Annotated in this window: 29 protein-coding genes; 1 reads left to right on the top strand and 28 read right to left on the bottom strand. The window is 36.9% G+C overall.

Annotation, left to right across the window (positions count from 1 at the left end):
- Positions 1-633, top strand: coding sequence for a hypothetical protein (locus BM211_RS04095; RefSeq protein ID WP_035435037.1), 633 nt, complete (start codon positions 1-3; stop codon positions 631-633).
- Between the two features lie 408 nt (positions 634-1041).
- Here BM211_RS04095 and BM211_RS04090 read toward each other — a convergent pair whose 3' ends face one another.
- The 28 genes from BM211_RS04090 to der all read right to left on the bottom strand — a co-directional run bounded on the left by BM211_RS04090 (position 1042) and on the right by der (position 26338).
- Positions 1042-1683: a uracil-DNA glycosylase gene (locus BM211_RS04090; protein ID WP_035435631.1), complete on the bottom strand. Its 642-nt coding sequence runs from the start codon at positions 1681-1683 to the stop codon at positions 1042-1044.
- Positions 1684-2116: 433 nt separating this feature from the next.
- Positions 2117-2800, bottom strand: a complete 684-nt coding sequence (locus BM211_RS04085; protein ID WP_035435039.1) for a zinc metallopeptidase — start codon at positions 2798-2800, stop codon at positions 2117-2119.
- A gap of 118 nt (positions 2801-2918) precedes the next feature.
- Positions 2919-3701 (bottom strand): sporulation protein YpjB, encoded by a 783-nt coding sequence (ypjB, locus tag BM211_RS04080; RefSeq protein ID WP_035435040.1) that lies wholly within the window; start codon positions 3699-3701, stop codon positions 2919-2921.
- An 85-nt stretch (positions 3702-3786) separates the two neighbouring features.
- On the bottom strand, positions 3787-4485 hold the full coding sequence (locus BM211_RS04075) for a lipoprotein intramolecular transacylase Lit (RefSeq protein WP_035435043.1): 699 nt from the start codon (positions 4483-4485) through the stop codon (positions 3787-3789).
- Between the two features lie 133 nt (positions 4486-4618).
- Positions 4619-5209: a lipoprotein heptaprenylglyceryl N-acetyltransferase LhaT gene (locus BM211_RS04070; RefSeq protein ID WP_090995240.1), complete on the bottom strand. Its 591-nt coding sequence runs from the start codon at positions 5207-5209 to the stop codon at positions 4619-4621.
- A 238-nt stretch (positions 5210-5447) separates the two neighbouring features.
- The gene (locus BM211_RS04065; RefSeq protein ID WP_035435047.1) at positions 5448-6215 is read right to left on the bottom strand and encodes a menaquinol-cytochrome c reductase cytochrome b/c subunit; all 768 of its coding nucleotides are present in this window, start codon (positions 6213-6215) and stop codon (positions 5448-5450) included.
- Between the two features lie 46 nt (positions 6216-6261).
- The gene (qcrB, locus tag BM211_RS04060) at positions 6262-6936 is read right to left on the bottom strand and encodes a menaquinol-cytochrome c reductase cytochrome b subunit (RefSeq protein WP_035435049.1); all 675 of its coding nucleotides are present in this window, start codon (positions 6934-6936) and stop codon (positions 6262-6264) included.
- Positions 6937-7449, bottom strand: a complete 513-nt coding sequence (qcrA, locus tag BM211_RS04055) for a menaquinol-cytochrome c reductase iron-sulfur subunit (protein WP_035435052.1) — start codon at positions 7447-7449, stop codon at positions 6937-6939. It abuts the gene before it with no gap.
- Between the two features lie 140 nt (positions 7450-7589).
- Positions 7590-8048, bottom strand: a complete 459-nt coding sequence (locus tag BM211_RS04050) for a YpiF family protein (RefSeq protein WP_035435056.1) — start codon at positions 8046-8048, stop codon at positions 7590-7592.
- 182 nt (positions 8049-8230) lie between these two features.
- Positions 8231-8767, bottom strand: coding sequence for a ReoY family proteolytic degradation factor (locus BM211_RS04045; protein WP_035435058.1), 537 nt, complete (start codon positions 8765-8767; stop codon positions 8231-8233).
- Between the two features lie 75 nt (positions 8768-8842).
- Positions 8843-10105 (bottom strand): tetratricopeptide repeat protein, encoded by a 1263-nt coding sequence (locus tag BM211_RS04040; protein WP_090995237.1) that lies wholly within the window; start codon positions 10103-10105, stop codon positions 8843-8845.
- Between the two features lie 91 nt (positions 10106-10196).
- Positions 10197-11486, bottom strand: a complete 1290-nt coding sequence (aroA, locus tag BM211_RS04035) for a 3-phosphoshikimate 1-carboxyvinyltransferase (RefSeq protein ID WP_090995322.1) — start codon at positions 11484-11486, stop codon at positions 10197-10199.
- Positions 11487-11598: 112 nt separating this feature from the next.
- A complete protein-coding gene (gene hisC, locus BM211_RS04030; RefSeq protein ID WP_090995234.1) occupies positions 11599-12711 on the bottom strand; it encodes a histidinol-phosphate transaminase in 1113 nt (370 codons plus the stop codon).
- Between the two features lie 14 nt (positions 12712-12725).
- Positions 12726-13088, bottom strand: coding sequence for a chorismate mutase (aroH, locus tag BM211_RS04025; protein ID WP_035435065.1), 363 nt, complete (start codon positions 13086-13088; stop codon positions 12726-12728).
- Positions 13085-14176: a 3-dehydroquinate synthase gene (gene aroB / locus BM211_RS04020; RefSeq protein WP_035435068.1), complete on the bottom strand. Its 1092-nt coding sequence runs from the start codon at positions 14174-14176 to the stop codon at positions 13085-13087. Before aroB ends, aroH begins: the two co-directional genes overlap by 4 nt.
- A complete protein-coding gene (aroC, locus tag BM211_RS04015) occupies positions 14176-15348 on the bottom strand; it encodes a chorismate synthase (protein WP_090995231.1) in 1173 nt (390 codons plus the stop codon). Before aroC ends, aroB begins: the two co-directional genes overlap by 1 nt.
- 705 nt (positions 15349-16053) lie before the next feature.
- Positions 16054-16500 (bottom strand): nucleoside-diphosphate kinase, encoded by a 447-nt coding sequence (gene ndk / locus BM211_RS04005; RefSeq protein ID WP_035435072.1) that lies wholly within the window; start codon positions 16498-16500, stop codon positions 16054-16056.
- A gap of 122 nt (positions 16501-16622) precedes the next feature.
- Positions 16623-17585, bottom strand: a complete 963-nt coding sequence (gene hepT, locus BM211_RS04000; RefSeq protein ID WP_035435074.1) for a heptaprenyl diphosphate synthase component II — start codon at positions 17583-17585, stop codon at positions 16623-16625.
- A gap of 167 nt (positions 17586-17752) precedes the next feature.
- On the bottom strand, positions 17753-18460 hold the full coding sequence (locus tag BM211_RS03995; RefSeq protein ID WP_090995320.1) for a demethylmenaquinone methyltransferase: 708 nt from the start codon (positions 18458-18460) through the stop codon (positions 17753-17755).
- 35 nt (positions 18461-18495) lie between these two features.
- Positions 18496-19239, bottom strand: a complete 744-nt coding sequence (locus BM211_RS03990; RefSeq protein WP_035435077.1) for a heptaprenyl diphosphate synthase component 1 — start codon at positions 19237-19239, stop codon at positions 18496-18498.
- Between the two features lie 88 nt (positions 19240-19327).
- On the bottom strand, positions 19328-19897 hold the full coding sequence (gene folE, locus BM211_RS03985) for a GTP cyclohydrolase I FolE (protein ID WP_035435079.1): 570 nt from the start codon (positions 19895-19897) through the stop codon (positions 19328-19330).
- A 122-nt stretch (positions 19898-20019) separates the two neighbouring features.
- Positions 20020-20292, bottom strand: a complete 273-nt coding sequence (locus BM211_RS03980; protein ID WP_001043860.1) for an HU family DNA-binding protein — start codon at positions 20290-20292, stop codon at positions 20020-20022.
- Positions 20293-20580: 288 nt separating this feature from the next.
- The gene (spoIVA, locus tag BM211_RS03975) at positions 20581-22059 is read right to left on the bottom strand and encodes a stage IV sporulation protein A (protein WP_035435081.1); all 1479 of its coding nucleotides are present in this window, start codon (positions 22057-22059) and stop codon (positions 20581-20583) included.
- 189 nt (positions 22060-22248) lie between these two features.
- Complete coding sequence (locus BM211_RS03970) at positions 22249-22959, bottom strand: hypothetical protein (RefSeq protein ID WP_090995228.1); 711 nt, start codon at positions 22957-22959, stop codon at positions 22249-22251.
- 21 nt (positions 22960-22980) lie between these two features.
- The gene (locus BM211_RS03965) at positions 22981-23184 is read right to left on the bottom strand and encodes a DUF2768 domain-containing protein (RefSeq protein WP_035435085.1); all 204 of its coding nucleotides are present in this window, start codon (positions 23182-23184) and stop codon (positions 22981-22983) included.
- Positions 23185-23621: 437 nt separating this feature from the next.
- The gene (locus BM211_RS03960) at positions 23622-23873 is read right to left on the bottom strand and encodes a stage VI sporulation protein F (RefSeq protein ID WP_035435087.1); all 252 of its coding nucleotides are present in this window, start codon (positions 23871-23873) and stop codon (positions 23622-23624) included.
- Between the two features lie 113 nt (positions 23874-23986).
- Entirely contained in the window at positions 23987-25009 is a 1023-nt protein-coding gene (locus tag BM211_RS03955; protein WP_035435089.1) for an NAD(P)H-dependent glycerol-3-phosphate dehydrogenase, read from the bottom strand.
- Between the two features lie 18 nt (positions 25010-25027).
- Complete coding sequence (gene der, locus BM211_RS03950) at positions 25028-26338, bottom strand: ribosome biogenesis GTPase Der (RefSeq protein WP_035435092.1); 1311 nt, start codon at positions 26336-26338, stop codon at positions 25028-25030.
- Positions 26339-26364 lie beyond the last annotated feature (26 nt).

Genomic DNA, 26364 nt, shown 5'->3' with positions numbered 1-26364 from the left:
ATGGAAAAATATCATGGAAAAAGCACAGAACAAATTATGCAAACATTGATGCCCTTTAGTGTTAGATCAAGTGTCATTATGGTATGGGTTGTTATTAACTTTATGGTCTTAACACCATTTTTATTTCCTCCGACCTTTACCATATATTTATATATAATTTTACCTTTTCTTTTGATATCTAATATATGGGGTATTTGGGTATTTTTTCATAAACCACATGAGTTAAGATTGGTACACATATTATATAATGGATTCATGGGAGCAACTTTTTCTTTCGGAAGCTTCATAGTGATTCAAAAATTTGCTTATACTTTTATTAAGATTGAAACACCGCTGTTTTTTATTGTTACTTTTTCTCTTTACATTTTTACAATTTACAAACTAATTTCCCTTGGAATAAAAAGTTTTTTAAGACGATTAAACAATGAGGAAAAAGACAACATAAAAATTTCTCCAATTGTGTATGTTTCAGGGCTGGGATATATTATTGGGCAGATATGTATAGGTTCATTATCGCAAAATGGTTTAGCAATCCTCTTAATTTTAATCTTTTCTTTACTGGCTGTTGTGTTTGGTATATATGGTATACATCTTTATTTTTATTTTGATCTAAAAAAGCAAAAAACAAGTTAGATTCCTTTAATTCTCAACATAAAACAAATACTAAACTTACAAGAAAAGAAAGAAGACAATAATATCGGATTATAAAACAATAGCATAACGATAAAGAAGGTAGCTTAACATATAAATGTTAATTAAAAAACCAACACAAACCCTCTCTTTTTAGAGGAAGAGAGCAACTGGCCGTACATAGAAGCGGCCAGATCCTTTTCCTGCCACAGCCATGTTTAAGGAAAAAATGAGTGCAAATTCTGTTGTATTCTACATAGCAGCGACTTATAAAGAAAAGCGGAGCCGACTGTTTAGGCCCGTTGGCTAAGGGTCTTTCACACAGAAGATGTTTTTTACCTTCTCGTGTGGAAGGTTCTTAGACATGAGGGCTTAGGAGGCAGAGCTAGACAAAGATGTCGAAGCATGAAACTAAATATGCTCCCTCAACTTTTCTAAATCCTCATGAATCAAATCCAATAAACTACGATTATAAAAGATTGAAGCGGGGTGGAATGTCGGGAAAATTGTATAGGTTTTCTCTGTCCAAGTATAGGTTGTGCTATTAGGATTTTCTAGTCGCCGAACAGGTTGCGTAAACAATTGACCGTGCATCTCTGACACCTTTTTATCTGAACCAACTAAACGTTTGAGGGCAATGTTTCCGAGTGTAACAATAATAGGTGCATGAATATGCTCAATTTCGTAATCTAAAATTGAAGCGTGAGCAAGTATTTCCTGCTGATTTGGCGTACGGTTGTACTTACGCTTCACAATTTCTCCATTCCTTTCTCGTTTCTCGCCCCATTTATACGGACGACTACGTACTGCACTCGTAATGTATACTTCTTCCCTTGTTATACCAATTCTCTCAAGAAAGTCCATAAGCTGTTTACCAGCTCTTCCGCTAAAAGGGATCCCGTTATGAAATTCTGTTTCACCCGGCGCTTCTCCTACAAGCATCAATTTTGGATTTTGTGGTCCTTGTCCATATACAAAGCCTTCAACAGGATAGGAAGACATTCGCTCTCTTGCTTGCTTCACTAATTGCTCTGGATATTTCATGTTTATCACCTCTTGCATGTTATACTTTTATTAAAGTACAATTTGAAACGTCCTTGAACATGGAACCTACCGCCTAAAACTCAAATTACACAAGCGATACCCTGTCTTTGAAAGTAACATGATAACTGCCCGTTTCCTTACATTTCTCCGCTAATTGTAGTCTTCCTTCAGTACTTAATAGGCTCGGCGTATATTTTCTAAGTAAATAAACTAAACAGTCGGCTCCGCTTTTCTTTATAATTCGCTGCTACGCAAAATATAATATACTCACTACTAGCTTGCTCCTTTTGTTTTAAACATTGCATGTGACAAACAAAGAACTAACTGTTTCTATGCACAGCCAGATGCTCTCATCCCCGCCTAAAAAGAAAGTTTTTATACCTTTTTATATAATCATAAAAACAAAAATCCAAAAGAAAAAGACTATCAAAATCGATAGCCTTTAATCATCATTACGTTGCATTCCTGTATAAATTAATACGAGACGAAGCAGTTCAAATACTGCTACGGCCGCTGCCGCAACATACGTAAGAGCTGCTGCATTTAATACTTTACGAGCTTGACCATATTCATCCGTTGTTACAATACCAAGCGCTTCAATTTGCTTCATTGCCCGTTTTGATGCATCAAATTCAACTGGTAATGTAACAAGCTGGAATAACACTCCGCCTGCTATCAAAATAATTCCTAATAACAACAAATTTGCCATATGTGCAAACAAACCAATCATAATAAAAACCCACGACATGTTTGAACCAAAATTTGCGATAGGAACAAGCGAATGACGGACTCTCATAAAACTATAATCTTTTGCGTCTTGAATCGCATGTCCAACTTCGTGTGCAGCTACTGCCGTACCAGCAACAGAATGACTATAATAGTTACCTGTCGATAAACGAACTGTTTTCGATCTTGGATCATAGTGATCAGATAAATGCCCTGGCGTTTCCTCTACCGCTACATTATACAAACCATTCTCATCTAAAATCTTACGAGCCACTTCTGCTCCTGTCATACCAGAAGTTGAATACACTTGTGAGTATTTACTATATGCGCTGCGTACTCTAGACTGTGCATACATCGGTATGATCATGATGATAGCAAAGTAAATTAAGTAGAAACCCATCATGAACCTCCCATTGAATTTTATTATATAGTAATAACCATTCTATTTTTTTCCCATAACATTGTCAACAAAGAAACCTTACAACATAGCTTTTATCTTTCACTTCGTTTGAAAAAAACTATCTATTTTTGGAATGAAGCGTACTTTTTTGTTTTTCTTTTTCTCCTTTATATTTTCTCCAGCCCACATAAGTTAATGTAAAAATAATAATTCCACCCGTTACAGTCATAAACCATATAAGTGAAGAATCTACCTCATCCTTTTTCGCTGTACGAAAAATTTTTGTCAAATCATCTTTTATTATTTTCACTTGCGTTTGTCCGTTCTTATTTTGGATCATCATATAACGAAATTCATCTAAGTATGACAAATGAGAATTCACACGTTGCAACTCTTCTTCAGACAAATCAACCATTAAACTTGGATAAATAATATCAAACTCATGCAAAAATACGTTTAATGCCTCTTGAAAATGATCATGCTCTTCCTTTTGCATTGCATTTTCAATTTTCCCAAATGTACTCATCACATTTTCTTCTCGTTCCACCCAAAGCGGCTGATATTTCGACACTTCTGCATCCATCACAAGACGAAGCGCGAGCACATCATCTATTTTTATTTGTTTATTAATCCCTTGTCGTTCTAATGATTGTAGTGCTTTATCATAAGCAAGAGAAATTACACGAATATGCTCCGGTGCTATTTTCTTTTTTTGATCAATCGTTAAAAATTGTTTTGAAAAATATGTTAACAGTTGCGTCGCTTTGTCATACTCTTCTTGTTTCACCAATTGCAACGAGTCATCTAATAACTCAGTTATCTCATTCCAACTAGCTGCATATATCCGAACAGGAAACAATATAAACATAAACGCTATGATTCCAGCTAATACTTTTTTCATTCTTGTCCCCCCTATAGCTTCTAGTTCAATATATGAACAAGTGGACAAGAATAGACCTTGAACCTATTACAATGAAAGTAAGAGGTTAATTTTCTGATGAGGCATTACAATTTTCTATATGTAATCCTCTCTTTTTTATAAAAAAACGATATAGAAAATAACAACAAGCACTTCCAAGCAAAATCAGTAACAAAATGATACAGGCTGCATGCATAAAGAATTGTTCTGGTAACATACGAATAATCGGATCAGTATCTGGATCAAACAACCAATAATCGTTTTGAAAAAGAAGTTCATGAAAAAATACAAAACTCTTTTCAAAATTGATTGCGATTGGGAGTATGAGTGCGATCGGAAAAATAATTGTAAAAATCGCTGCATGGAGCAAAACCTTTTCCTTTTGTTTTCGTATAAGATAAACTCCTCCGATAAAAGATATACAAATACCTATGTACATAGCATATTGAATGGCAACAAGAATATTTTTCACATCAACAAAATGAATCCTTCCCTTCTCAGACATTTCTAAAGTTGGGAAATGTAATGGTTTATGATAAAAAGGAGAAAGATAAGTAATAAGCGCATCATAATTTTGAATAATTGCTTCTTTTGTCATACTTGCCATTTGCGGTATATTTAACATATCAATCTCTACGTAATAAATTCCTTTCCCATATACAACACACATAACTGCAATTGAGAAAATACTAAAAGCAATACAAAAAGGAACAACACATAATAAGACTCCGTTCCAAATTTTCGAATATACGCTGTGTGAATTCATTCCTCTGCTCCATTCCCTATTTTTTATTTATCCCGCTATTAAGATAGTTTTGGGGATAACTGCCCGTAAAAGCCCGATTGGTGAGAACTTTCCATCAGTGGGGATAACCCGCCCCACTGATGGAAGTTTCACTTTACAAAGAAAGCGTTAATCTTTTTTCTCTTAGACAAAAATAATATGTAGTAGCCAATACAACGATACTAAGCCAAAATGTAAAATAGCCAATTTGGCGTTCATACATATACATAACACTATATTTCGGCATTTGTCCCCATACATAATCGATAACATCATTATGTAATGTCCAAATAACTGTAATGATAAAATGCCAATATTTTATTCGATAAAATGGTGCGTATAAAAGTCCTTGTACAGCCATTGCCATATGAAAAACAATGAGTATATATCCTCCTATCCCAATATATCCAATTACAATAAGAGTTAATACATTTACTACAACAGCCCAAATTCCATATTTGATTAATGTTACCACCGCTAAAGCTTCCATTAGTCCCCAATTTTTCTTTTGTATAAACGCAATTAATACAAACACAAAAAACAAACTTGCTGTTGGACTATCTGGAACAAACGGCCAAAAAATAGCCGGCGTTTCTATTAGTTGATTTTTATACCAAATATACCCATAAATTGTTCCTAATATATTAATAATGAGCAAAATCCATAGAAAAGAACGTTGTCTTAATAACAAATAAATATATGCCAAAATAGAACTACCTCAACTTTCCAAAATGAACATCACTGTGATGCATAAACTGTAGCATGAATGCATTTGGTTACAACCCTACTGCTATTGACGAGGAATAACCCCCACTAATAAGAGTCTTACTTTATTATAGCAAATTCTCTTCCTAAAATAGAAAAACTGACTACAAAATTGTAGTCAGCTCTTATTTATCCCGCTATTCGCGGACATTAAGACCTCCACTGATGGAAGTTTCACTTTATTTTTTGTTATATTTTCCAATAAATTCCGACATTTTTTTCAACTCTTCATCTGTTCCTTTAAAAACCCCTTTTGGCATTGCGCCTTTTCCATCTTTTGCAATTTTTGCAATTTCTTCTGGCTTTAATGTCAAATTTTGCAATGCTGGAGCTGCTGCTCCCCCTTGTAAGTTTTCACCGTGACAAGTTAAACATGTATTTTTTTGCATAAGTTTATAACCGTCATCATTTTTATCAACTTGTACCGTTTTTACAATCGCACCTTGTTTTTTTGCAGCTGCCCAGTCATGCGTAGCAACAGATTCCCACGTTAGGAAAACGATAGATGCCAATGCTAAAAGCATAAATCCTGTTGCAACTGGACGCTTAAATGGTCTGCGTTCTGGCCCCCGATCAAGAAATGGAGCAAGTAATAATGCGCCAAATGCGATACCCGGCATAATAAATGCACCAATGACCGTATACGGACCAGATGCGTAAGAATATTTTAACAATTGGTATAGAAATAAGAAATACCAGTCTGGAAGTGGTATATAACCTGTATCTGTAGGATCTGCAATTCTTTCCAATGGCGATGGATGCGCCACCGTCAAACAAAGATAGCCAATTAAAAAGACTGCACCAACCATCCACTCTTTTAATAAAAAGTTTGGCCAAAATGCTTCCGTTTTCCCTGGATACTCCGAGTAATCTTTTGGAATATTCGGTTTTCTAACAGCAGGTACTCGCGAGTCTCCGACAAACTTCATTCCTTTGCCGCGATGCATAGTCTCCCTCCTTTAATTATGTTCTCCCTTTAAATCTAATATCATCTTATAGCGGACCAGAAATACCTTGTTTGCGAATCATAAGGAAGTGAACTGCCATTAATCCGAGAAGTGCAGCTGGCAAGAAGAATACGTGAATAGCAAAGAAGCGAGTTAATGTTTGAGCACCGACAATTTCGGAGTGGCCGGCAAGCAACGTTTTTACATAAGGTCCAATAAGTGGTGTTTGTTCTGCAATTTGAATCCCTACTTTAGTTGCGAATAATGCCTTCATATCCCATGGTAATAAATATCCTGTAAAACCTAATCCTAACATAACAAAGAAAATAAGAACTCCAACAATCCAGTTTAATTCACGAGGCTTTTTATAAGCACCTTGAAAGAAAACTCGAAGTGTATGTAAAAACATCATCACGATAACGAGACTAGCTCCCCAGTGATGCATACCGCGAACAATTTGTCCATATGCCACTTCATTTTGTAAGTAATAGACAGATTCCCACGCATTTTTTATATCTGGTACATAATACATTGTCAAAAACATTCCTGATAAAATTTGAATAACAGTTACAAAAAATGTAAGACCACCAAAGCAGTAAACAAAGGCAGAAAAGTGATGCGCTGGGTTCACATGTTCCGGCACTTCATGGTCTGCAATATCGCGCCACAAAGGCGTAATATCAAGCCGTTCATCTACCCAATCATAAATTTTATTTAACATCTACTTTGCCCCCCCTTGTGGCTTCGCTTTCCCTAAATAAAGCGTTCCATCTTTCACCTTTGACTCATACACATCAAGCGGCGCAAGCGGAGGTGTTCCCTTTATGTTCTTTCCATCTTTCGAATAACGCCCCCCGTGACACGGGCAATAAAATTGATTTGGATGTGACTTGTCCGAATTCCAGTTTACTGTACATCCTAAATGCTTACAAATTGGAGAAAATGCCACAATGTCTCCGCTTTCATCTTTGTGTACCCAAGCTGACTTTGGTTCTTCTGATTTATACCAACCGTCAACTTGTTTCACCTTAAAATCGAAGCGTTTCGGTTCAGTCGTAATATCTTTCACCTGCGCGACTGGAACCATCTCTCCCCCTGCTTCTTTCCTTAGAACTGGGTCAAGCGCAAAACGCGTCATTGGCATTAAAATCCCTGCCGCCATAAATCCTCCTACACCTGTAAGAGTGTAGTTCAAAAACTGCCTTCTTGACACCCTGTGTTCTCTCTCACTCACGAAAATTTCCCCCCTCTATCAGAAATTGTCCCCCGTGAAAAATTGAAATAAAAGATAAAAACTAGGACACTATCATGATATAATACCCTACTACATTGGTCAATATCATACTAATTCAAATAATTAAAACCTTCTATTAATTATTTATTTTCCCATTTTTCAGTCAATATTTCCATAATATTTTTTATTTGTGCATGAACTATTTCTCTTTTCGCTTGATCACTAAGCTGGTTTAATGGTAGTGCTGGTAAACAAAATAATTGTTCTGATAAATCGTGCTCCATTTCTTTCCAAGAAAAATCACTTGTAATTAGCGCAATATGCTTCAAGTCTTTCTCTTTTAAATAGTTCGTCCATTCACATAGACGTTGGCGCTCACTTACATACGCTCCTTCTACATACGTAAATGGTGGTAATAAGAATACTCTACCTTTATACTCTCTCTCTAGCTCTCTAGTTAAAGTAGAAATAAATTCTCCTTCTACAGCAGCTGTCTTCATTCCCTTTTCAAACGAAACTGAAAGAAGCGGTATAATTCCTGTATCAATATATTCTCTCGATTTTTCATATTGTTCTACATCTGCTACAGCCCATTTCAACGTAATACCCTCCTTTTCCCTTTATTTCTCCTCTAACAATGTAATTCAACTGATTACAAAAAATTTACTTTATTTCTATTAAACCATACAGATAAAGGTAAAAAAAGAAAAACCATCTATAAAAGACGGTTTTTCTTTGGAATAGTCTAAAAATTGTCAAAATTGATTTTTCATAAAGAAATTTATAAGCGTTTTAACTCGTCTGTTAACTTGCGAAATGCTTCTTCATCTTGAGTATCAAGTGCTTCATCAATTAATTTCAAAAGTCGTTCTTTCCGAAATGAATATACGCTTTCCTCTAAAAATCGCTCTGCTAATAAACGATCTTTTTCATTTATTTCGATATTCTTCGGTAAATATGGGTTTTCTTCTAACACCGCAACATAGTTCGTATTTTGGAAAGATGACTTAAAGTTAAGTTGAATATAAATATCTTCATCTCTGTTTAGGCGAATATCATGAAAGGATTTTTCTGCATCAGTCGTCATTACATTTTGTTTATAAAAATGAAACGGTAAATCTTTCACACAATTTGCTGACATCACTAGCCCACGCGGACAATATTTCGCATGCTCTACAAAATGCACCTTATCCATTAATTGATCGTGACTCATTAAATAATTTAAAATCCAAACACATTCTCGCTGTTTCAGTTGATAATTATTTAAAAACCATTTTACGAAATCTTTCTTTTCGTTCACAGAAACAGGGGTATTCATCGCACTTAATCCCTCCTCTGCCCTTCTTTATTTACTTATTTACATTCAAGAAGTAGCATTAAGTTTCCTTCTGACTTAAGAAAAATCTTCTAAATTATATAATAATTCTTCGATATGTGTTTGCGTTGGATCTAGTTGTAATAAGCGTATAAATACTTCTTTCGCCTCTTTTCGCAATCCCTCTTCTAACAAGAAGTAGCCGTACTCCTCTAAGAAGTCTGGATGATTCTTAAAAGAAGTATATGCACTTTGGTAATGTTTTAATGCATCTGAATACAATTCTAATTGTTTTTTCGCATAAGCAATATCCCAAAGTAATTGTGTGTCCATTTCTCCGTTATCAATGGCTTTTTCTACAACAGTTATAATCTCTTCGTACCTTTCTTCTTCCTTTAAGATGTATGAATATTTTAATATAGCCCCTAAATGTGAAGGATCGAGCTCTAACGCTTTTTTAAGCGTATCTTCCGCTTCATTTCTTCTCCCTAGTTTCGCTGCAATGTTAGCAAACTCTACATAAAACGGTACCGATAATTCATCAATTTTTATTCCTTCTTGAAGCGTTTCATAACTCTCCTGAAGCATCCCTTCTTTTTCATAGCATTTTGCCAAATACATATATAAAGAAGCATACTCTGGATCTAACTCTTTTAATTCTTCCCATACACTGATTGCTCTTTGATACTGTTCTCCTTGATAAAGCGTAAACGCAAATCCAAATAAGGAATGAATGTCCTTCTGCTCTTCTAAACCTTCCTCATAATAAGAAATCGCTTCAGCCCATTGCCCAAGTGCACTTAAATTTTCAGCCAAGCGAAGTGCAACAATAACACCGCCCATTACTTTATGTTCTGGAAGTAATGATTCATAATATGAAATCGCCTTACTATCTTCACCTTTACTGCTATATAATTCCCCTAGTCCAAAAGCAACCACTGGCTCGTCTGGCATCATTGCTTTCGCTTTTAATAGTTTTTGTTCTGCTACTTCGTCAAAACCTTGCATTTGATATAAATCAGATGCAAGCAGTAGAGATTGCACATATAATTCATCATCCTCAGGAATATCGTGAAGTACTTCAATGGCTTCATCTTCTTTATCTAAATCAATATATAACTCTGCTAAAAATAGCGTGAATTCACTTTCTTCTGGATATAGCAAACGTAGGTCTTCAGCTATTTCTAGCGCTTGATCTATAAACCCTAGCGTATAGTAATAACGAGCAATATCGTACTTTTCTTCATCCGTACTTTGTTTTACTTGTTCTGCTAATAGTTGTAACCCTTTCTCTACTTCTCCGTTTTCAATATATGAAACAGCTTTTTCAAACTTTTGCATAACTCGCTCCTTCTGTATAAATACTTATGTAAACTTCATAATAAACAACTGTTTCTATGTAATCAACCATCATGATGAGGAAAAGATTCTTCTAGCTTTGCAACATGTGTAACTGTTGAAAGAAATTTGGATACGACACAGCTACAGCATCACTATTTTCAATGATAACTTCTCCATCTGCTATGCACGCTGCAATTCCTAACATCATACCAATGCGATGATCTCTAAAACTATTTACCACATTTCCATGTAATTGCACTTTACCACGCACAATCATACCATCTTCTGTCGCTTCAATATTTGCACCCAATTTTTTTAATTCATTCACAACTGTATCAATACGATTCGTTTCTTTTACTTTTAATTCTTCTGCATCCTTAATTACAGTTATCCCTTCAGCTTGCGTTGCTAACAATGCTATAATGGGAATTTCATCAATGAGTCTTGGGATGAGCGCACCACCAATCTCTATCCCTCTTAGCTGTGAAGCTTCAACTGTAATATCACCGCACGGTTCAAATTCTTCATTTCTTATATTATCTATGGATAAATTGGCACCCATTTGGGATAGTACATCAAGAATTCCAGTTCTTGTTGGATTTAATCCTACATTTTTCAGTACAATTTTACTATTTGATACAATTGCACCTGCTGCTAAGAAAAAGGCCGCTGAAGAGATATCTCCTGGCACCTCAATATTCGTGCTAGAGAGCTTTTGTCCCCCCTGTAATGATGCAGTTAATCCGTCAACCGTAACACCGCAACCAAATGCACGTAGCATACGCTCTGTATGATCACGAGATTGTAATGGTTCTGTCACAGTTGTCACGCTTTCCCCTTGTAATCCTGCTAGGAGTACAGCTGATTTCACCTGTGCGCTTGCTACAGGTGAAGAATAATGGATACCTTTTATATTCCCTCCTCGAATCGACAGGGGAGTATACTGTCCATCTTCTCTTCCATCAATTTTCGCACCCATTTGACGAAGGGGTTCTACAACACGTTTCATCGGGCGTTTTCCAATTGAAGCATCTCCAATAATTGTACAATGGAATGGTACATTTGCGAGTATACCAAGCATTAACCGAATTGTCGTCCCTGAATTCCCAACATCTAGTACTTCCGTTGGTTCTGTTAATCCTTGCAATCCTTTTCCATATACAGTGACATCGGTACCATTTTGCTCAATCGTAATGCCTAACTTTTGAAAACAAGCAATCGTATTTAAGCAATCTTCACCTTGAAGAAAATTTGTAATCTTCGTTACTCCTTCTGCAATCGCACCAAACATGACAGCACGATGAGAAATGGATTTATCTCCAGGAATAAAAATCGTCCCGTTTAATCCATTCTTAATCTTTGTTAATCGTTTCACCTCTATCACCTCGTTACTATTCACCTATGTATTCTCTCTTTATTGTACTTCTTTTTTTCTTCTTTTCGCAAATAAGATGAAAGAAACGACTCCAATTCATGGAGCCGTTTCTTTCATCTTATGAATATGTTTCTTCTTTTCTCACATTTTTTTCTATAAGCTCAGTAAGCACTGCAATAATTTCAGCATTCTCTTCTTTCGTTCCAACCGTAATACGGATACCATTTGGTAGGCCAAGTGGACCACCAGAACGAACGATGTATCCTTTTTGCAATAATCCTTCAAAGACCTCATCACCTGGAAGTCCAAGACCTAAAAAGATAAAATTCGCTTGCGATGGATAATAGAACACCTGATACTTCTCACAAAAGTCGTAATATTGCTGCAATCCTTCATTATTCACTTTTACACACTCTTGTAAAAATGCTTGGTCTTCAACAGCTGCTTGCGCAACTACTTGTGCAATTGATGACGTATTAAATGGTAATCTAGCGATTTCTAATGAACGCATTAACTTTTCATTTCCCACTGCATAACCAATGCGAAATGACGCTAATCCGTATGCTTTTGAAAATGTGCGCAATACCATAAGATTTTCATACTTCTCTAGAAGTGGTAATGTTTGCGGATAATCACTCGCCACAGCATATTCATAGTATGCTTCATCCATAATAACAAGTGTTTTTTTCGGAACTGCCTCTAAGAATGAAAGTAATTGTGTTTCTGCTACATATGTTCCAGTCGGATTATTCGGGTTACAAACCCATACAATTCGTGTATGCTCATCAATTTTTGCAAGCATTGCCTCTAAATCATGTGTACCATCTTTTAAAGGTACTTCGCGCACTTCCGCTTTTTCAATAACGGCATGATGACGATATTGCGAAAATGTCGGCTTTGCCATGACAACATTTGTTCCTTCTTGTAAAAGAGCACGGCTAATCATTTGAATGACTTCATCTAAACCGCTGCCAAATAAAATTTGTTCTCCTTTCACACGAAGATGCGCTGCTAATGTTTCACGAAGAGCATACGCCCCGCCGTCCGGATAGAGCGCATATTGCCCAGCTAACGATGCCAACACTTCATCTACTCGTTTTGAGCATCCAAATGGATTTTCATTTGACGCTAGTTTCACAATTTTAGATAGTCCATATTGTCTCTTTACTTCCTCAATATTTCTTCCTGGCACATACGCTTTGAGCGACAATAATTGCTCTTTTACTTTCATTCGAATTCCTCCTGTCATTTTTGTAAATCGGGCCTTAGTTGTACCGCTTTCTCCAAATAGACATGTTGAATTTCATGCTGCTGTTTATTTGTCATAACCGTCATCATAACGCGAATACATTTCTCAAGAGCATCTGGTACTTCTATTTCTTGCATGCACATAACCGGTACATATGACCAGCCTTCCATACGTCTTAGTGCTGCCGCTGGGAAACATGCATTTACATCTGCTGTTGTTGAAATGAGTACAGATACAATATCAACAGGAAAAACGCTATTATCGCTTGCCATTTCTTTCACTAAACGCTCCGTTGCAGTCAATATTTGTTCTGTTTCATTACAATTGACTGTAGTTGCGCCGCGAATCGCGCGGATCAAATAGATTCCCCCTCTCTTTGAAATGCTTCTAAAGCCGCTTTGACGGTTTCATCTGAAATAGATACGACATCTACTACCCCAATCTCCTGCATAACAACCATACGAATTGTTCCACCGTTCGCTTTTTTATCTTGCTTCATTACTTGAATAAGACGATTCACATCAAGTGTATTCGGCATACTTGGATAGCCATATGCCGTAAACCAACGTTTGATTTCTTTATATTGAAGGTCTTTTTCATAGATTTGTTCACTTAAAAAGATAGCAAATAACATGCCAATTGCAACGCCATCACCATGTGTTATGTTGCCATATCCCATCTCTTTTTCAAGCGCATGTCCAAGTGTGTGCCCAAAGTTTAAGTGAGCACGAATACCTTTTTCAGTTTCATCTTCTGCAACAATTTTTGCTTTTACTGGAATCGCACGTTGTAGTGTATAAATTAACTTATCATCTCGTAATTCAGTCAGCTGTTTCACTTCTTTACGAAGCCAATGATATAATTCTACATCCCCAATAAGTGAATGTTTAATTGCCTCCGCAAAACCAGAGCGCCATTCTTTTTCTGAAAGCGAATTTAAAAACGGAGTATGATAAATCACCGCTTCTGGCTGATGAAATGCGCCAATCATATTTTTTCCAAGCGGATGATTAATTGCCACTTTCCCTCCAACTGCACTATCATGCGCAAGTAAAGTTGTCGGTATTTGGACAAATCGAATCCCTCTCATAAACGTTGCTGCAACAAATCCTGCTAAATCCCCAATCATTCCGCCGCCAAGCGCCAGAATAAGCGAATGACGATCTAAACCTTTCTCAAGTGCAAACGTTTGGGCAGCATAATAATTTTCAAACGATTTTTCTTTCTCGCCACTTGGAACCACGAACGAAAATACGTCTTGTTTTACCTGCAAAGTATTGATCACTTCGTCTAAATGAAATGATGCTACCGTTTCATCAGAAATCAGCAAAATATTTGAAACAGCTGGTTTCATATTTTCTATAAGCGTTGATAGTTGTAATAGCGCATCATTTCCGACATACACATTGTATTGTTTAGAACTAGTTTGAATTTGTATTGTCTCCATTAAAACTCCCTCGCATATTCGTTATGTTTCTTTATATTTTCACGAATTAAATCGATGCGATCCGTTCCAAATTGTTCAATGACAGCTGCTGCAAGTTCCCAAGCTACAACAGCTTCTGCTACAACACTCGCTGCTGGCACTGCACAGCTATCAGACCGTTCAATACTTGCTTGAAACACTTCTTTCGTATCAATATCTATACTTTGCAGTGGTTTATATAAAGTTGGAATTGGTTTCATAACCCCGCGAACAATAACTGGCATCCCAGTCGTCATACCGCCTTCTAATCCACCAGCGTTATTTGTACGTCTTGTATATCCATTGTCCTCGTCCCATAAAATCTCGTCATGAACAAGGCTTCCAGGCTTATGAGCTGCTTCAAAGCCAATTCCAATCTCCACACCTTTGAATGCATTAATACTCATGATCGCCGCTGCAAGTTTTGCATCCAATTTACGATCGTAATGCACATAACTTCCAACACCAGTCGGCATCCCTTCAACAACAACTTCAACGATTCCTCCGATAGAATCTCCGTTTGTTTTCGCATCATCAATTGCCTGCATCATTTTCTTTCCTGCTTCTTCGTCTAAACAACGAACAGGAGAGGCCTCTGTAATCGTTTGTAGCTCTTCAATAGAGGTATACGATTGCTTTTCTGCTTTTACTCCCCCAATTTCAATAACATGTCCCGCTACTTTTATCCCCAATTCTTCTAAAATACGATTTGCAACAGCCCCAGCAGCAACACGAACCGTCGTTTCCCTAGCAGAAGAACGCTCTAATACATTTCGCATATCACGATGGCCATATTTAATTGCTCCGTTTAAATCTGCATGTCCTGGGCGAGGTCTTGTAATTTGCCGTTTTACTTCCTTAGATTCTTCATCTGTTAACGGCTCTGCCCCCATAACTTTTGTCCAATGTGTAAAATCACGATTTTCGACAACTAGTGTAATTGGTGCACCAATTGTATATCCATGACGAACACCGCTTAAAATTTGAACTTGATCTTTTTCAATTTGCATGCGGCGTCCACGACCGTAGCCTTTTTGTCTTCTTTCTAACTCTGTATTAATATCATCTGCTACTAAAGATAAACCTGCCGGAATCCCCTCTAATATTGTCGTTAGTTGCGGTCCGTGAGATTCACCAGCTGTTATATATCTCATCGGTTACTCCCCTTTACTTCAGTATTTATGTAACACTATATCATAACCTTTATTGTTTCGTAAGTATATAAGTACAAATTGAAAGCACGACATAAAATCCCCCTTTTTCAGGAGGGCAAGAGCATCTGGCCGCGTATAGAAGCGGTCAAATCCTATTCCTGCCACATGCATTGTGTAAAACAGAAGGAGAAAACAAGTTTCTTTTTGCTATGCATAACAGTGACCTATAAAGAAAAGCGGAGGCGGCTTGATCAGAATGGGAGGGGGATGGAGCTCCTAACAGAGAGACGTATTATGCCTCGGAGGAAGGCGCGAAGCCACCGACCATTCTAGCCGCAGGAGCTGGACATAAAGTAAAACTTTAATCAGTGGGGGTTTTCTTCATCCCCCACTGATTATCAGCCCTCACCAATCGGGCTTTTACGGGCAGTTTATCTCCCGCCTAACTTCTTAAGAAAAGCGGAGCCGACTGTTTTGGCCCATTGGCTAAGGTTCTTTCGCACGGAAGGTATTTTTTACCTTCTCGTGTGGAAGGTCTTAGACATGAGGGCCTAGGAGGCAGAGCTAGACAAAGATGTCGAAACAGCAAAATGAATTTATATATTTTAAAACAAAAAAATGCGCAAGAAGGAATGTTACCATCCTTTCTTGCGCATTTTTCATTATATCTACTTTTTAAAGCGGTTACAAATTATTTCGAAATAATTAGTAAATCCACTGATTCATTACTCTAGAATACTCAACTAGCTCTTCCTTTTTGAAGAAAATACCAATTTCACGTTCTGCACTTTCAAGAGAATCTGAACCGTGAATAATATTTTTGCCAACTGTTAATCCAAAGTCGCCACGAATTGTACCAAGTGCAGCTTCGCTTGGTTTTGTTTTTCCCATCATATTACGAGCTGTTTCAACAACACCTTCACCTTGCCATACCATTGCAAAAACAGGTCCAGATGTAATGAAATCTACTAACTCACCAAAGAATGGTCTTTCTTTATGTTCAGCATAGTGCTCTCCAGCAATCTCTGGTGTGATTTGCATAAGCTTAGCGCCAACTAATTGAAAGCCCTTTCTTTCAAATCTAGAAACAATCTCTCCAATGATTGCACGCTGTACACCATCAGGTTTTACCATTAAGAACGTTTTTTCCATAATAAATCTCTCCACTTCTCATTATGTATATAATTGTATATCCCCAAACACATAGTATCACCCTTATCAGAATTGTGCAATAGTTTTAAAATGGAGAGATTATTATTTTCCTCAAAAAACATTTAAAATTTACGCTTCCCAATATATTTCGCAACATTTTGCAACGCCATTTTTGCCTGTCCACGAGGCAACGGCTTAATCACTTCTAATGCCTTATGTAAATATCTTTCGCTAAATGCAAAAGCTCGATCAATTGCATCACTATTTTTAACTGCTTCAATAATACCCTTCATTTCATCCGAAGACGTATTTTCATTAACTTGAACAATTCTCTCACGAAGTGCCGGATCTTCCATTGCATATAAAACAGGAAGTGTAATATTACCTTGCAATAAATCTCCACCCGCCGGTTTTCCAAGCTTTTCTTCGGTTGATACAAAATCTAAAATATCGTCAATTATTTGATATGACATACCAACAAAGTACCCATACCAAAATAATCGATTTACTGTATCTCGACTGGCCCCAGATGCAATTGCACCTAATTGACAGCTAGCTGCAATTAACAATGCCGTTTTTCGCTTTATACGGCGTAAATATGTCCGTAAATTTTGTCCAAAATCATATTTATCTTTAATTTGCTCAATTTCACCTTTACAAACTTCAAGAATTGTATTTGATAACGCTTTATGAACTTCTGGATTTTCTAAATTTGTAATGCATTCCAAAGATTTGGCAAATAAATAGTCACCTGTATACATTGCAATGCGATCACCCCAATTGGCATTTACAGTCGCACTTCCCCTTCTTAACAGAGCGGCATCAATTACATCATCATGTACAAGAGAAGCCATATGAATAAGCTCTAATGCAACCGCAACATGTTTAATCACATCAAGCTTATAATCGCCAAATTTCCCTGCAAGCAGAACGAAAACAGGTCGGATTCGTTTTCCACCGGCCTCAATTAGTTGCAACGCCGCTTCTTCCAGCAATTGTTGCTCAGAAGCAACAACTATTTTTAGTTCTTTCTCAATTTTATCAATATCCGATCGTAAAAAAGAATACATAAGTTGTAACTTCATATCGTTCACCTTAACCTAAAACTTCTTTTCTATTTTATCCCGCTCTAATGAATAACAAGACTCCTACCTTACAGTTATCAGAAAATAAAAAAGGGAGGTAGGAGATAACTTCTGAGATGTTCCCGATTGCAGAAAGCTTTCCATCAACAAAGAATACATTTCCTCATTTACTTCGGTTTATATCCTAAATGTATTGCTGCTACTCCAAAAGTAAACGGCTTTACTTGTACTTTTTCTAATCCAGCTTCTTCAAACATACGAGCCAATTCTTTCATCCCTGGAAATGTACTTGCAGATTCTTGTAACCAAGAATATTCTTTGTAACTTTTTGCAAATAACTTTCCAAACAACGGCATGATATATTTAAAATATATCAAGTAGCCTTGGCGGATTCCAATCATTGTCGGCTGAGATGTTTCTAAACAAATAACCTTTCCACCCGGCTTTACAACACGCGTCATTTCCTTTAATACCTGCATATAATCCGGTACATTCCGGAGCCCAAAGCCAATTGTAACATAATCAAACATGTTATCTTCAAACGGCAGTTCCATTGCATTGCCGTGAAGTAACTCTACTTGATTTAATTGTAAAGCAGCCACTTTCTCTTTTCCAACAGAAAGCATATTTTTACTAAAGTCTAATCCATATGCCTTCCCGTTTGGACCGACTGCATCAGCAAGCGCAATCGTCCAGTCAGCCGTTCCACAACATACATCAAGCGCTACACTGCCCGGTTGAACGTCCATAATTCGCATTGTTTCTTTGCGCCATGCTTTATGTTTTTGAAAGCTTATAACTGAATTCATTACATCATATTTATCATATATCTTCTCAAATACGTCATGTACTCTTTCTTCTTTTGATTGTTGCATGCTATACCCTTCTTCCAACTGTAAATTCAAAATGTTCAAGTAGCCTCTTTCAATGTCGAAAGAAATGTTTCAATTCCAGTATTATTTTGCATCAAAGTATTGACCTGACTTCGCATTTTTCTTATCAATTCGTTATATACATTTTCTACCTTCATTTCACCATCATAAGATAAAATCTTTTGAATTGCAGCAAATACGGGTGACGATTCTTTCTTCATGTATATTTGATACTCGGTTTGCAAGCGATCTATTGCTAACATATTCATAATTGCAGACTTTACATGCGGTACCTGAAAATGGTCACATGTTTTCTGTAAGAGAGCCGATTCAATCATTCCGACACTTTTTAACATTTCTTCAATCGTTTCATACGTTTGCTGATATAGCATAATTTTTTGTTCATTGATCTCTTTAATTCCGTCTGCTAGGGCGCGAATCAATGTGATATCATGATTCATTGAAAGTAAATAATAATATAACCCACTGTAATAATCACCCGCTAATACCGTTAATTGGCGTCGCTTATGAAATTCATCGGTCTCTTCTTTATTTGATACTTTCTCATGCGTATCCAAAGCAATTTGTACAAGCATAATCGTTACTGCGTAATGTTCAATTTGTTCTTTATGTAAGTTTGCACTTTTTAAAACGGAATATAAGAACGCTATTTTTTTTTCATCAACAACTGGTTCTTCAATATATTTTATAAAATAAGGATGGCGTAGTTTTTTATATAGCTGCTCCTTTATATCCGCAAACCCTCTGTACATTTCACCCACTCAAATCACCCTTGTTTTCTAATTCATAAAACCTATTATAACACATTCATTCTAGATAAAAAAAGAAAAGCAGTTTCCTGCTTTCCTACTAATTCGTCTTAATAAAAGATAAAATTTCCGCACGTGCTGCTGCGTCTGCTTCAAGAGTACCACGCACTGCAGTTGTTACAGTTTTTGCACCAGGTTTTTTCACACCGCGCATCGTCATACACATATGCTCCGCTTCTACAACAACCATCACACCATGCGGCTCTAACACTTCCATAATAGAATCGGCTACTGTTGATGTAATTCGTTCTTGTAGTTGCGGCCTGCGCGCTACTGTATCTACCGTACGGGCCAATTTACTTAACCCAGTTACTTTTCCACCACGTGGAATATATGCAACATGAGCAACGCCATAAAACGGAACAAGGTGATGCTCACACATAGAAAAGAACGGAATGTCCTTTACCAATACAAGTTCTTCATGATCCTCACCAAACACTTTATGTAAATGTTCTTTTGGGTCTTCATGCATACCAGAAAATACTTCTGCATACATCTTCGCAACACGTTTTGGTGTATCTAATACACCCTCACGTTTTGGATCATCCCCAATTGCTTCTAAAATAAGGCGTACCGCATGTTCGATTTGCTCTAAGTTTACATTTGCCATCCACTAACCCTCCCCAATAAAACCTAAAAATGCTACGAACACATTCTAGCATATATATGTTTTTAAAAGCAAAAAGAAGAGTTTCCAATAAGGAAACTCTTCTTCCCCGTAATATGTAAGGATTATTTAACCGCATCTTTTAGCGCTTTACCAGGTTTGAATGCAGGTACTTTGCTTGCCGCGATCTCAATTTCCTCACCAGTTTGTGGGTTACGTCCTTTACGAGCCGCACGTTCACGAACTTCGAAGTTACCAAATCCGATAAGTTGTACTTTATCACCTTGCTTTAAAGCTTCTAAGATGGAATCAAAAACAGCGTCAACTGCTTTTGTTGCGTCCTTTTTAGAAAGGGAACTTGCTTCTGCAACAGCATTGATTAAATCTGTTTTGTTCATGCCATTCACCTCCTCCCAAAGATACGACTGTATAATGATCATAAAATGAGTCTTACCTTCATTTGTAGGCAATTTTTACAAATTCTATACTACAATGATGTAGATAAATCATTATCAAGGCCTATATTATACGATTCTCCTTTATAATTCAATATTTTTAGAGAAAATGTTGCCATGAAATTACGAAAAACTGATAAAGCTTGACAATCAACTATAAAGTATTAGATAATGACATTTTGTTTTTCTATGAAAAATTAAAAAAGACCCCCAAAATAAGGAGTCTTTCGATTATAAAATAATTGCTATTAAGCCACCTGATCCTTCATTTATGATTCGTTCTAACGTTTCTTTTAGTTTATACCGAGCATTTTCTGGCATTAATGATAATTTCGCCTGAATTCCTTCGCGAACGATCGAGCTAAGTGACCGCCCAAAAATATCAGAATTCCATATAGAAAGTGGATCATCTTCAAAATCTTGCATTAAATAGCGAACAAGCTCTTCACTTTGTTTTTCCGTTCCAATAATCGGTTCAAAAGTTGATTCTACATCAACTTTAATCATATGAATTGACGGGGCGACAGCTTTCAATTTCACACCAAAGCGTGATCCATGACGAATAATTTCCGGTTCATCCAAACTCATATCTGCTAGAGCTGGCGCTGCAACACCGTACCCTGTTTGTTTTACCATTTTTAGTGCATCCGCAACTTGGTCATATTCTGTTTTTGCATGAGCGAAGTCGAGCATTAATTTTAACAAATGATCTCGTCCTCGAATTTCAACACCAACCACTTCTTTTAAAATTTGATCGTATAATTCATCCGGTGCATATAAATCAATCTCAGCAACACCTTGCCCCATATCAATTCCTGCCAAACTTGCCCGGTCTATGAATTCATATTGACTAAATTGCCATACAACGCGATCAACATCACGAAGACGTTTAATATCTTTCACTGTTTCTTGGACAGCCTCTTGATAGCTTTGACGAAGCCAATGGTTATCATGTAACACCATTACCCAGCTCGGAAGATTAACATTCACTTCAAGAACTGGGAATTCATATAACGCCTCACGTAATACGTTATATACATCACCTTCTCTTAGTCCTTCTACACTCATCGCCAACACTGGAATATCATATTCTTCTACTAAACTTTGACGAAGTTGTTCTGTATCAGGATGATACGGTTGTACTGTATTAATAATCATAATAAATGGTTTTCCTACTTCTTTTAATTCATTTACAACCCGTCCCTCTGCTTCAATATAATCACGGCGCGGGATTTCTCCAATTGTTCCATCGGTTGTAATAACAACCCCAATTGTAGAATGCTCTTGAATTACTTTGCGCGTTCCAATTTCCGCGGCTTCATGAAACGGGATCGGTTCTTCATACCACGGTGTATTGATCATGCGGGGGCCATTTTCATCTTCATACCCTTTCGCCCCTGGGACAGTATAGCCCACACAATCTACTAAGCGAATATTTACATCAAGCCCTTCATCAACATGGATAGAAACCGCCTGGTTTGGAACAAATTTCGGTTCTGTCGTCATAATTGTACGCCCCGCTGCGCTTTGCGGCAGTTCGTCTTGTGCGCGCTGACGATCCGAATCATTTTCAATGTTCGGAATGACAACTAGCTCCATAAATTTCTTAATAAAAGTAGATTTCCCTGTTCGGACAGCCCCTACAACCCCGAGATAAATATCACCGCCTGTGCGCTCAGCAATATCTTTAAAAATATCAACCTTTTCCAAGTGATTCCCTCCCTCAAAATTTTTGGGATTAAATCATGATTATTCTTGTAGTTTGGACAATACAACATATGATTTTGTCCCAATTTCATATCACTATTTAAAAAAACCTTTATTAGCGATGCAAAAATTTCAAGAAGTAAAAAACCCTTCTTCTAGAACTTATTCGCTAAAAGAAAGGTTCATGACTTATCACTTAAAAAAAATTGGTTCTTTATCCTTCACTGTATACGGCAAAGAATATGCTGGTACAAATGGGGCATGTTTCACAAGCAACTGACGAATATCTTCTCCTTCTTTCACTTCATCACCATACTTTTGTAACATGTCATATAAATCAATACGATAATCAATATATACTTCACCTTTTTCATCCACAACAAAAGGTAAGTTTTTACCTGAATAAGGGCTTTCCACTTGAGGAATTTCTTTATACCCCATTTTATTATAATCAAGCTCATACACACCGTCTGTTATTACTTTTTTAAATGGCGGATATTGATGCTCATCACGATAGATTTGTAGTTTTAGCTTTAACTCTTGAACTCGCTCTGCTGTTCGAACATCAATTAATTTCACAGTTGGATTTGTTTCTACATCAACTAATACATACTGATACATACCGCCGCTTTCATAAGCATTTCCAGGAGGTTCTTGCATAAGTCTAGGTGTAATCTTTTGAAAATCAATTGGATATTTTTGGTATATTGGTGTATTCATGTCACGTGTTTTAATAGGCAATATATGTCCATTCTGTTCTCTATATGTATTAACTGCTGTTTGTACCGCTTGTAGTTGGTCTTCATATGGTACGGCATGTTGTTGCACTTTTCCTTTCGGATATAGGCATCCAGATAATATACTTGTACAACATAATATGAAAATTAGTAGTATTTTCTTCATTAGAAATCCGTCCTTTAATTTCTATTGTTCAATTGGCCCGCTAAATACGACAAGAAAAATAATAAACCCTGATACAGCCATACACGCATACGCAAACAAAGCTGTAAATCCTTTCAGAAATGTGTTCTTTATTTTATGACGACTTAACAAAATAAAAACAACAGAAATAAACATGAGAGCCATTGCCCCTAAAGCAAACCACATCTTTATAAGTCCAACAGACATATATACCCCCCCTTCTCTTTTCTATTTTTCTATTATTTTAACAAATTATAACTTTTAAACAAATATAAATATTTCGTTTTTATAAGTTAAAAACCCGTTTTCCTTTTAGGAGGGACGAGAGCATCCAGCCGCGCATTGAAACGGTCAGGGCCTTCTCCTACCACATAACATAGTTGAAACAATAAATAACGGTCGTGTTGTATTCTGCAGAGCTAGACAAAGATGTCGAATAATGAAAATGGATATATACTTAACAATAAGACGATACTTCACCTCAAAAAGCTGAGCGACACATACATTCACATATATGAAAACGAATAAAAAACCGAAGCAAACGAGACTCCTTCGCTTCGGTTGACCAAATACTCCCACAAACAGCTCATATTCATTCCTTCATAGTATTGTATGCAATGTATATAACAACGGTTTCTTATCCTTTATTTTTTAAACATCTTACTCAATGAACTAAAATCAGCTGGCATATTATTATTAATAATCGCATTTATAATTTGATCTTCTTTTTCTTTTGATACTTCTCTTCCCGCCATTATTGCAACTTGGTGAATTAACTGACGCAACACTTTCTCATCTCGTAAATTTGAATTTTGAACCGAAGAGGCTAATTTAAAAATATCCTCTTTATTTACTTTCGATTCCTTTTCAATATTATTAAATAAATTGTTATCCACTTTGTTCACCCTCTCATGTAATTTACACTTCATCGTATGCAAAAAATAAAAAATGGTGAAAAGACCCAAAAGAAAAAGCTGTACAAATGTTTTTTACATTTGTACAGCTTTTTTTACAGCAAGTCTGGAATCGCTTCTACTTCGTGTTTACGCACACGTCCCATCAACATTCCAACAGCATCTTTTACATCTTTTTCATTAAATAACACGTCATATAAAACAGTTGTAATCGGCATTTCTACTTCCATTTTCTTCGCCATCTCATATGCCGCTTTCGTTGTCCGCACGCCTTCTACAACCATTCCCATATTATCTAATACTTCTTGTAACGAGCAGCCTTTACCGAGCATGTTACCAGCTCGCCAATTTCGACTATGAACGCTTGTACACGTAACAATGAGGTCACCCATACCTGTTAGGCCAGCAAACGTCAATGGGTTCCCACCCATTTTACGTCCTAAACGAGCAATTTCTGTTAATCCTCGCGTCATAAGTGCCGCCTTTGCATTATCTCCTAAACCAATTCCATCAGTAATACCCGCCGCAAGAGCAATAATATTTTTTAATGCTCCTCCAAGTTCAACTCCAATAATATCTGGGTTTGTATATACACGGAAATAGCTATTCATAAATAAGTCTTGAACCTCTTCAGCTGCTTCCATACGCTTTGCAGCTGATGTAACTGTTGTAGCTTGGCGCAAACCAACTTCTTCTGCATGACTCGGCCCTGATAAGACAACGACATCTCGAATGAGATGCGCCGGAATTTCTTCTTCTATCACTTCCGAAATACGTTTTGAAGTTCCTGGTTCAATTCCTTTACTCGCATGAATCCATGTAATTGGCTGCGAAACAATTTTTTTCATATTTTGCAATACTTCTCGATATGCTTTTGTAGGTACAACGAGAAGTACTGTATCTACTCCTACTAATGCCTCTTCTAAGGAAGAGTAAGCAACGATACCGGTTGGCAGTGTAATTCCCGGAAGATAACGACTATTCTCATGTTTTTCATTTATTTCATCCATAAGTTCTGCTCGGTTACCCCAAAGACGTACATCATGGCCGTTGTCAGCTAATACCATCGCTAACGCCGTTCCCCAGCTACCTGCTCCTACTACTGTGATTTTTTTCATAAAATCACACCCTCTCCATTAGTCTCGTGCTCTTGCAATAACTTTAATCGGTGTTCCTACGAAACCAAACGAATCGCGCAGACGATTTTTCAAGAAACGCTCATAAGAGAAGTGCAGTAATTCTGGATCGTTTACGAACACAACAAATGTCGGTGGTTTCACCGCGACTTGTGTTGCATAGAAAATTTTCAAACGTTGTCCATTATGCGTTGGTGTTGGATTCATTGCAACAGCATCCATAATTACATCGTTTAATACATTTGTTTGTACACGAATACTATGACTTGCATTTACCTCATTAATAACAGGAATCAGTGTGTGTGTACGTTTTCTCGTTTTTGCAGATAAGAATACGATTGGTGCGTAATCCAAAAATTGGAAATGAGCACGAATATTCTCTTCGAATTCCTTCATCGTTTTCTCATCTTTCTCAACCGCATCCCATTTATTCACAACAATAATAACCGCACGCCCTGAATCATGGGCATATCCAGCGATTTTTTTATCTTGTTCAATGATTCCTTCTTCACCATCTAAAACAACTAAAACAACATCAGAGCGTTCAATTGCTCGAAGTGCACGAAGTACGCTATACTTTTCTGTACTCTCATATACTTTTCCTTTTTTACGCATTCCTGCTGTATCAATAATAACGTAGTCTTGTCCATCTTTACTATATGGCGTATCAACTGCATCACGTGTAGTACCCGCTACATTACTAACAATTACGCGTTCTTGACCAAGCAATGCATTCACCATTGATGATTTCCCAACATTCGGACGACCAATTAAACAGAATTTAATTGTTTCATCATCGTATGGCTCTTCTTCAATTTGCGGAAAATGGTTTGCTACTTCATCTAATAAGTCCCCTAAACCTAAACCGTGTGTTCCAGATATAGGAAAAGGTTCCCCAAAGCCTAACGCATAAAAATCGTAAATTTCGCTGCGCATCTCTGGATTATCTACTTTATTCACAGCTAATACAACTGGCTTTTTAGAACGATATAAAATCTTTGCAACTTCTTCATCAGCAGCTGTTACACCGTCGCGACCGTTTGTCATAAAAATGATAACATCAGCCTCATCAATCGCAACTTCTGCTTGTTGACGAATTTGTGTCAGGAATGGCTCGTCTCCAATATCAATTCCACCCGTATCAATAATGTTAAAATCATGATTTAACCATTCTCCTGCACTATAAATACGATCTCTTGTTACACCAGGAATATCCTCAACAATTGACACTCTTTCTCCAACAATTCTATTGAAAATAGTAGATTTCCCTACATTCGGGCGTCCTACTATTGCCACTACTGGTTTAGGCATATACTTTCATCCTTTCTATTTGCTTC

The organism is Bacillus sp. 491mf, from assembly GCF_900112415.1.
GTDB lineage: Bacteria > Bacillota > Bacilli > Bacillales > Bacillaceae_G > Bacillus_A.
The sequence above is the reverse complement of the archived record's forward strand: the minus strand, read 5'-3'. Positions and strand labels throughout refer to the sequence as shown.

Bases quoted from the DNA above. Each gene is read 5' to 3' on its own strand.
- BM211_RS04095 (WP_035435037.1), top strand. From the start codon at position 1: ATGGAAAAATATCATGGAAAAAGCACAGAACAAATTATGCAAACATTG.
- BM211_RS04085 (WP_035435039.1), bottom strand. From the start codon at position 2,800: ATGGGTTTCTACTTAATTTACTTTGCTATCATCATGATCATACCGATG.
- ypjB (WP_035435040.1), bottom strand. From the start codon at position 3,701: ATGAAAAAAGTATTAGCTGGAATCATAGCGTTTATGTTTATATTGTTT.
- BM211_RS04075 (WP_035435043.1), bottom strand. From the start codon at position 4,485: ATGAATTCACACAGCGTATATTCGAAAATTTGGAACGGAGTCTTATTA.
- BM211_RS04065 (WP_035435047.1), bottom strand. From the start codon at position 6,215: ATGCATCGCGGCAAAGGAATGAAGTTTGTCGGAGACTCGCGAGTACCT.
- qcrB (WP_035435049.1), bottom strand. From the start codon at position 6,936: ATGTTAAATAAAATTTATGATTGGGTAGATGAACGGCTTGATATTACG.
- BM211_RS04045 (WP_035435058.1), bottom strand. From the start codon at position 8,767: ATGAATACCCCTGTTTCTGTGAACGAAAAGAAAGATTTCGTAAAATGG.
- BM211_RS04040 (WP_090995237.1), bottom strand. From the start codon at position 10,105: ATGCAAAAGTTTGAAAAAGCTGTTTCATATATTGAAAACGGAGAAGTA.
- hisC (WP_090995234.1), bottom strand. From the start codon at position 12,711: ATGAAAGTAAAAGAGCAATTATTGTCGCTCAAAGCGTATGTGCCAGGA.
- aroB (WP_035435068.1), bottom strand. From the start codon at position 14,176: ATGGAGACAATACAAATTCAAACTAGTTCTAAACAATACAATGTGTAT.
- aroC (WP_090995231.1), bottom strand. From the start codon at position 15,348: ATGAGATATATAACAGCTGGTGAATCTCACGGACCGCAACTAACGACA.
- ndk (WP_035435072.1), bottom strand. From the start codon at position 16,500: ATGGAAAAAACGTTCTTAATGGTAAAACCTGATGGTGTACAGCGTGCA.
- hepT (WP_035435074.1), bottom strand. From the start codon at position 17,585: ATGAAGTTACAACTTATGTATTCTTTTTTACGATCGGATATTGATAAA.
- BM211_RS03995 (WP_090995320.1), bottom strand. From the start codon at position 18,460: ATGCAACAATCAAAAGAAGAAAGAGTACATGACGTATTTGAGAAGATA.
- folE (WP_035435079.1), bottom strand. From the start codon at position 19,897: ATGGCAAATGTAAACTTAGAGCAAATCGAACATGCGGTACGCCTTATT.
- BM211_RS03980 (WP_001043860.1), bottom strand. From the start codon at position 20,292: ATGAACAAAACAGATTTAATCAATGCTGTTGCAGAAGCAAGTTCCCTT.
- BM211_RS03970 (WP_090995228.1), bottom strand. From the start codon at position 22,959: ATGAAGAAAATACTACTAATTTTCATATTATGTTGTACAAGTATATTA.
- BM211_RS03965 (WP_035435085.1), bottom strand. From the start codon at position 23,184: ATGTCTGTTGGACTTATAAAGATGTGGTTTGCTTTAGGGGCAATGGCT.
- BM211_RS03955 (WP_035435089.1), bottom strand. From the start codon at position 25,009: ATGAAAAAAATCACAGTAGTAGGAGCAGGTAGCTGGGGAACGGCGTTA.
- der (WP_035435092.1), bottom strand. From the start codon at position 26,338: ATGCCTAAACCAGTAGTGGCAATAGTAGGACGCCCGAATGTAGGGAAA.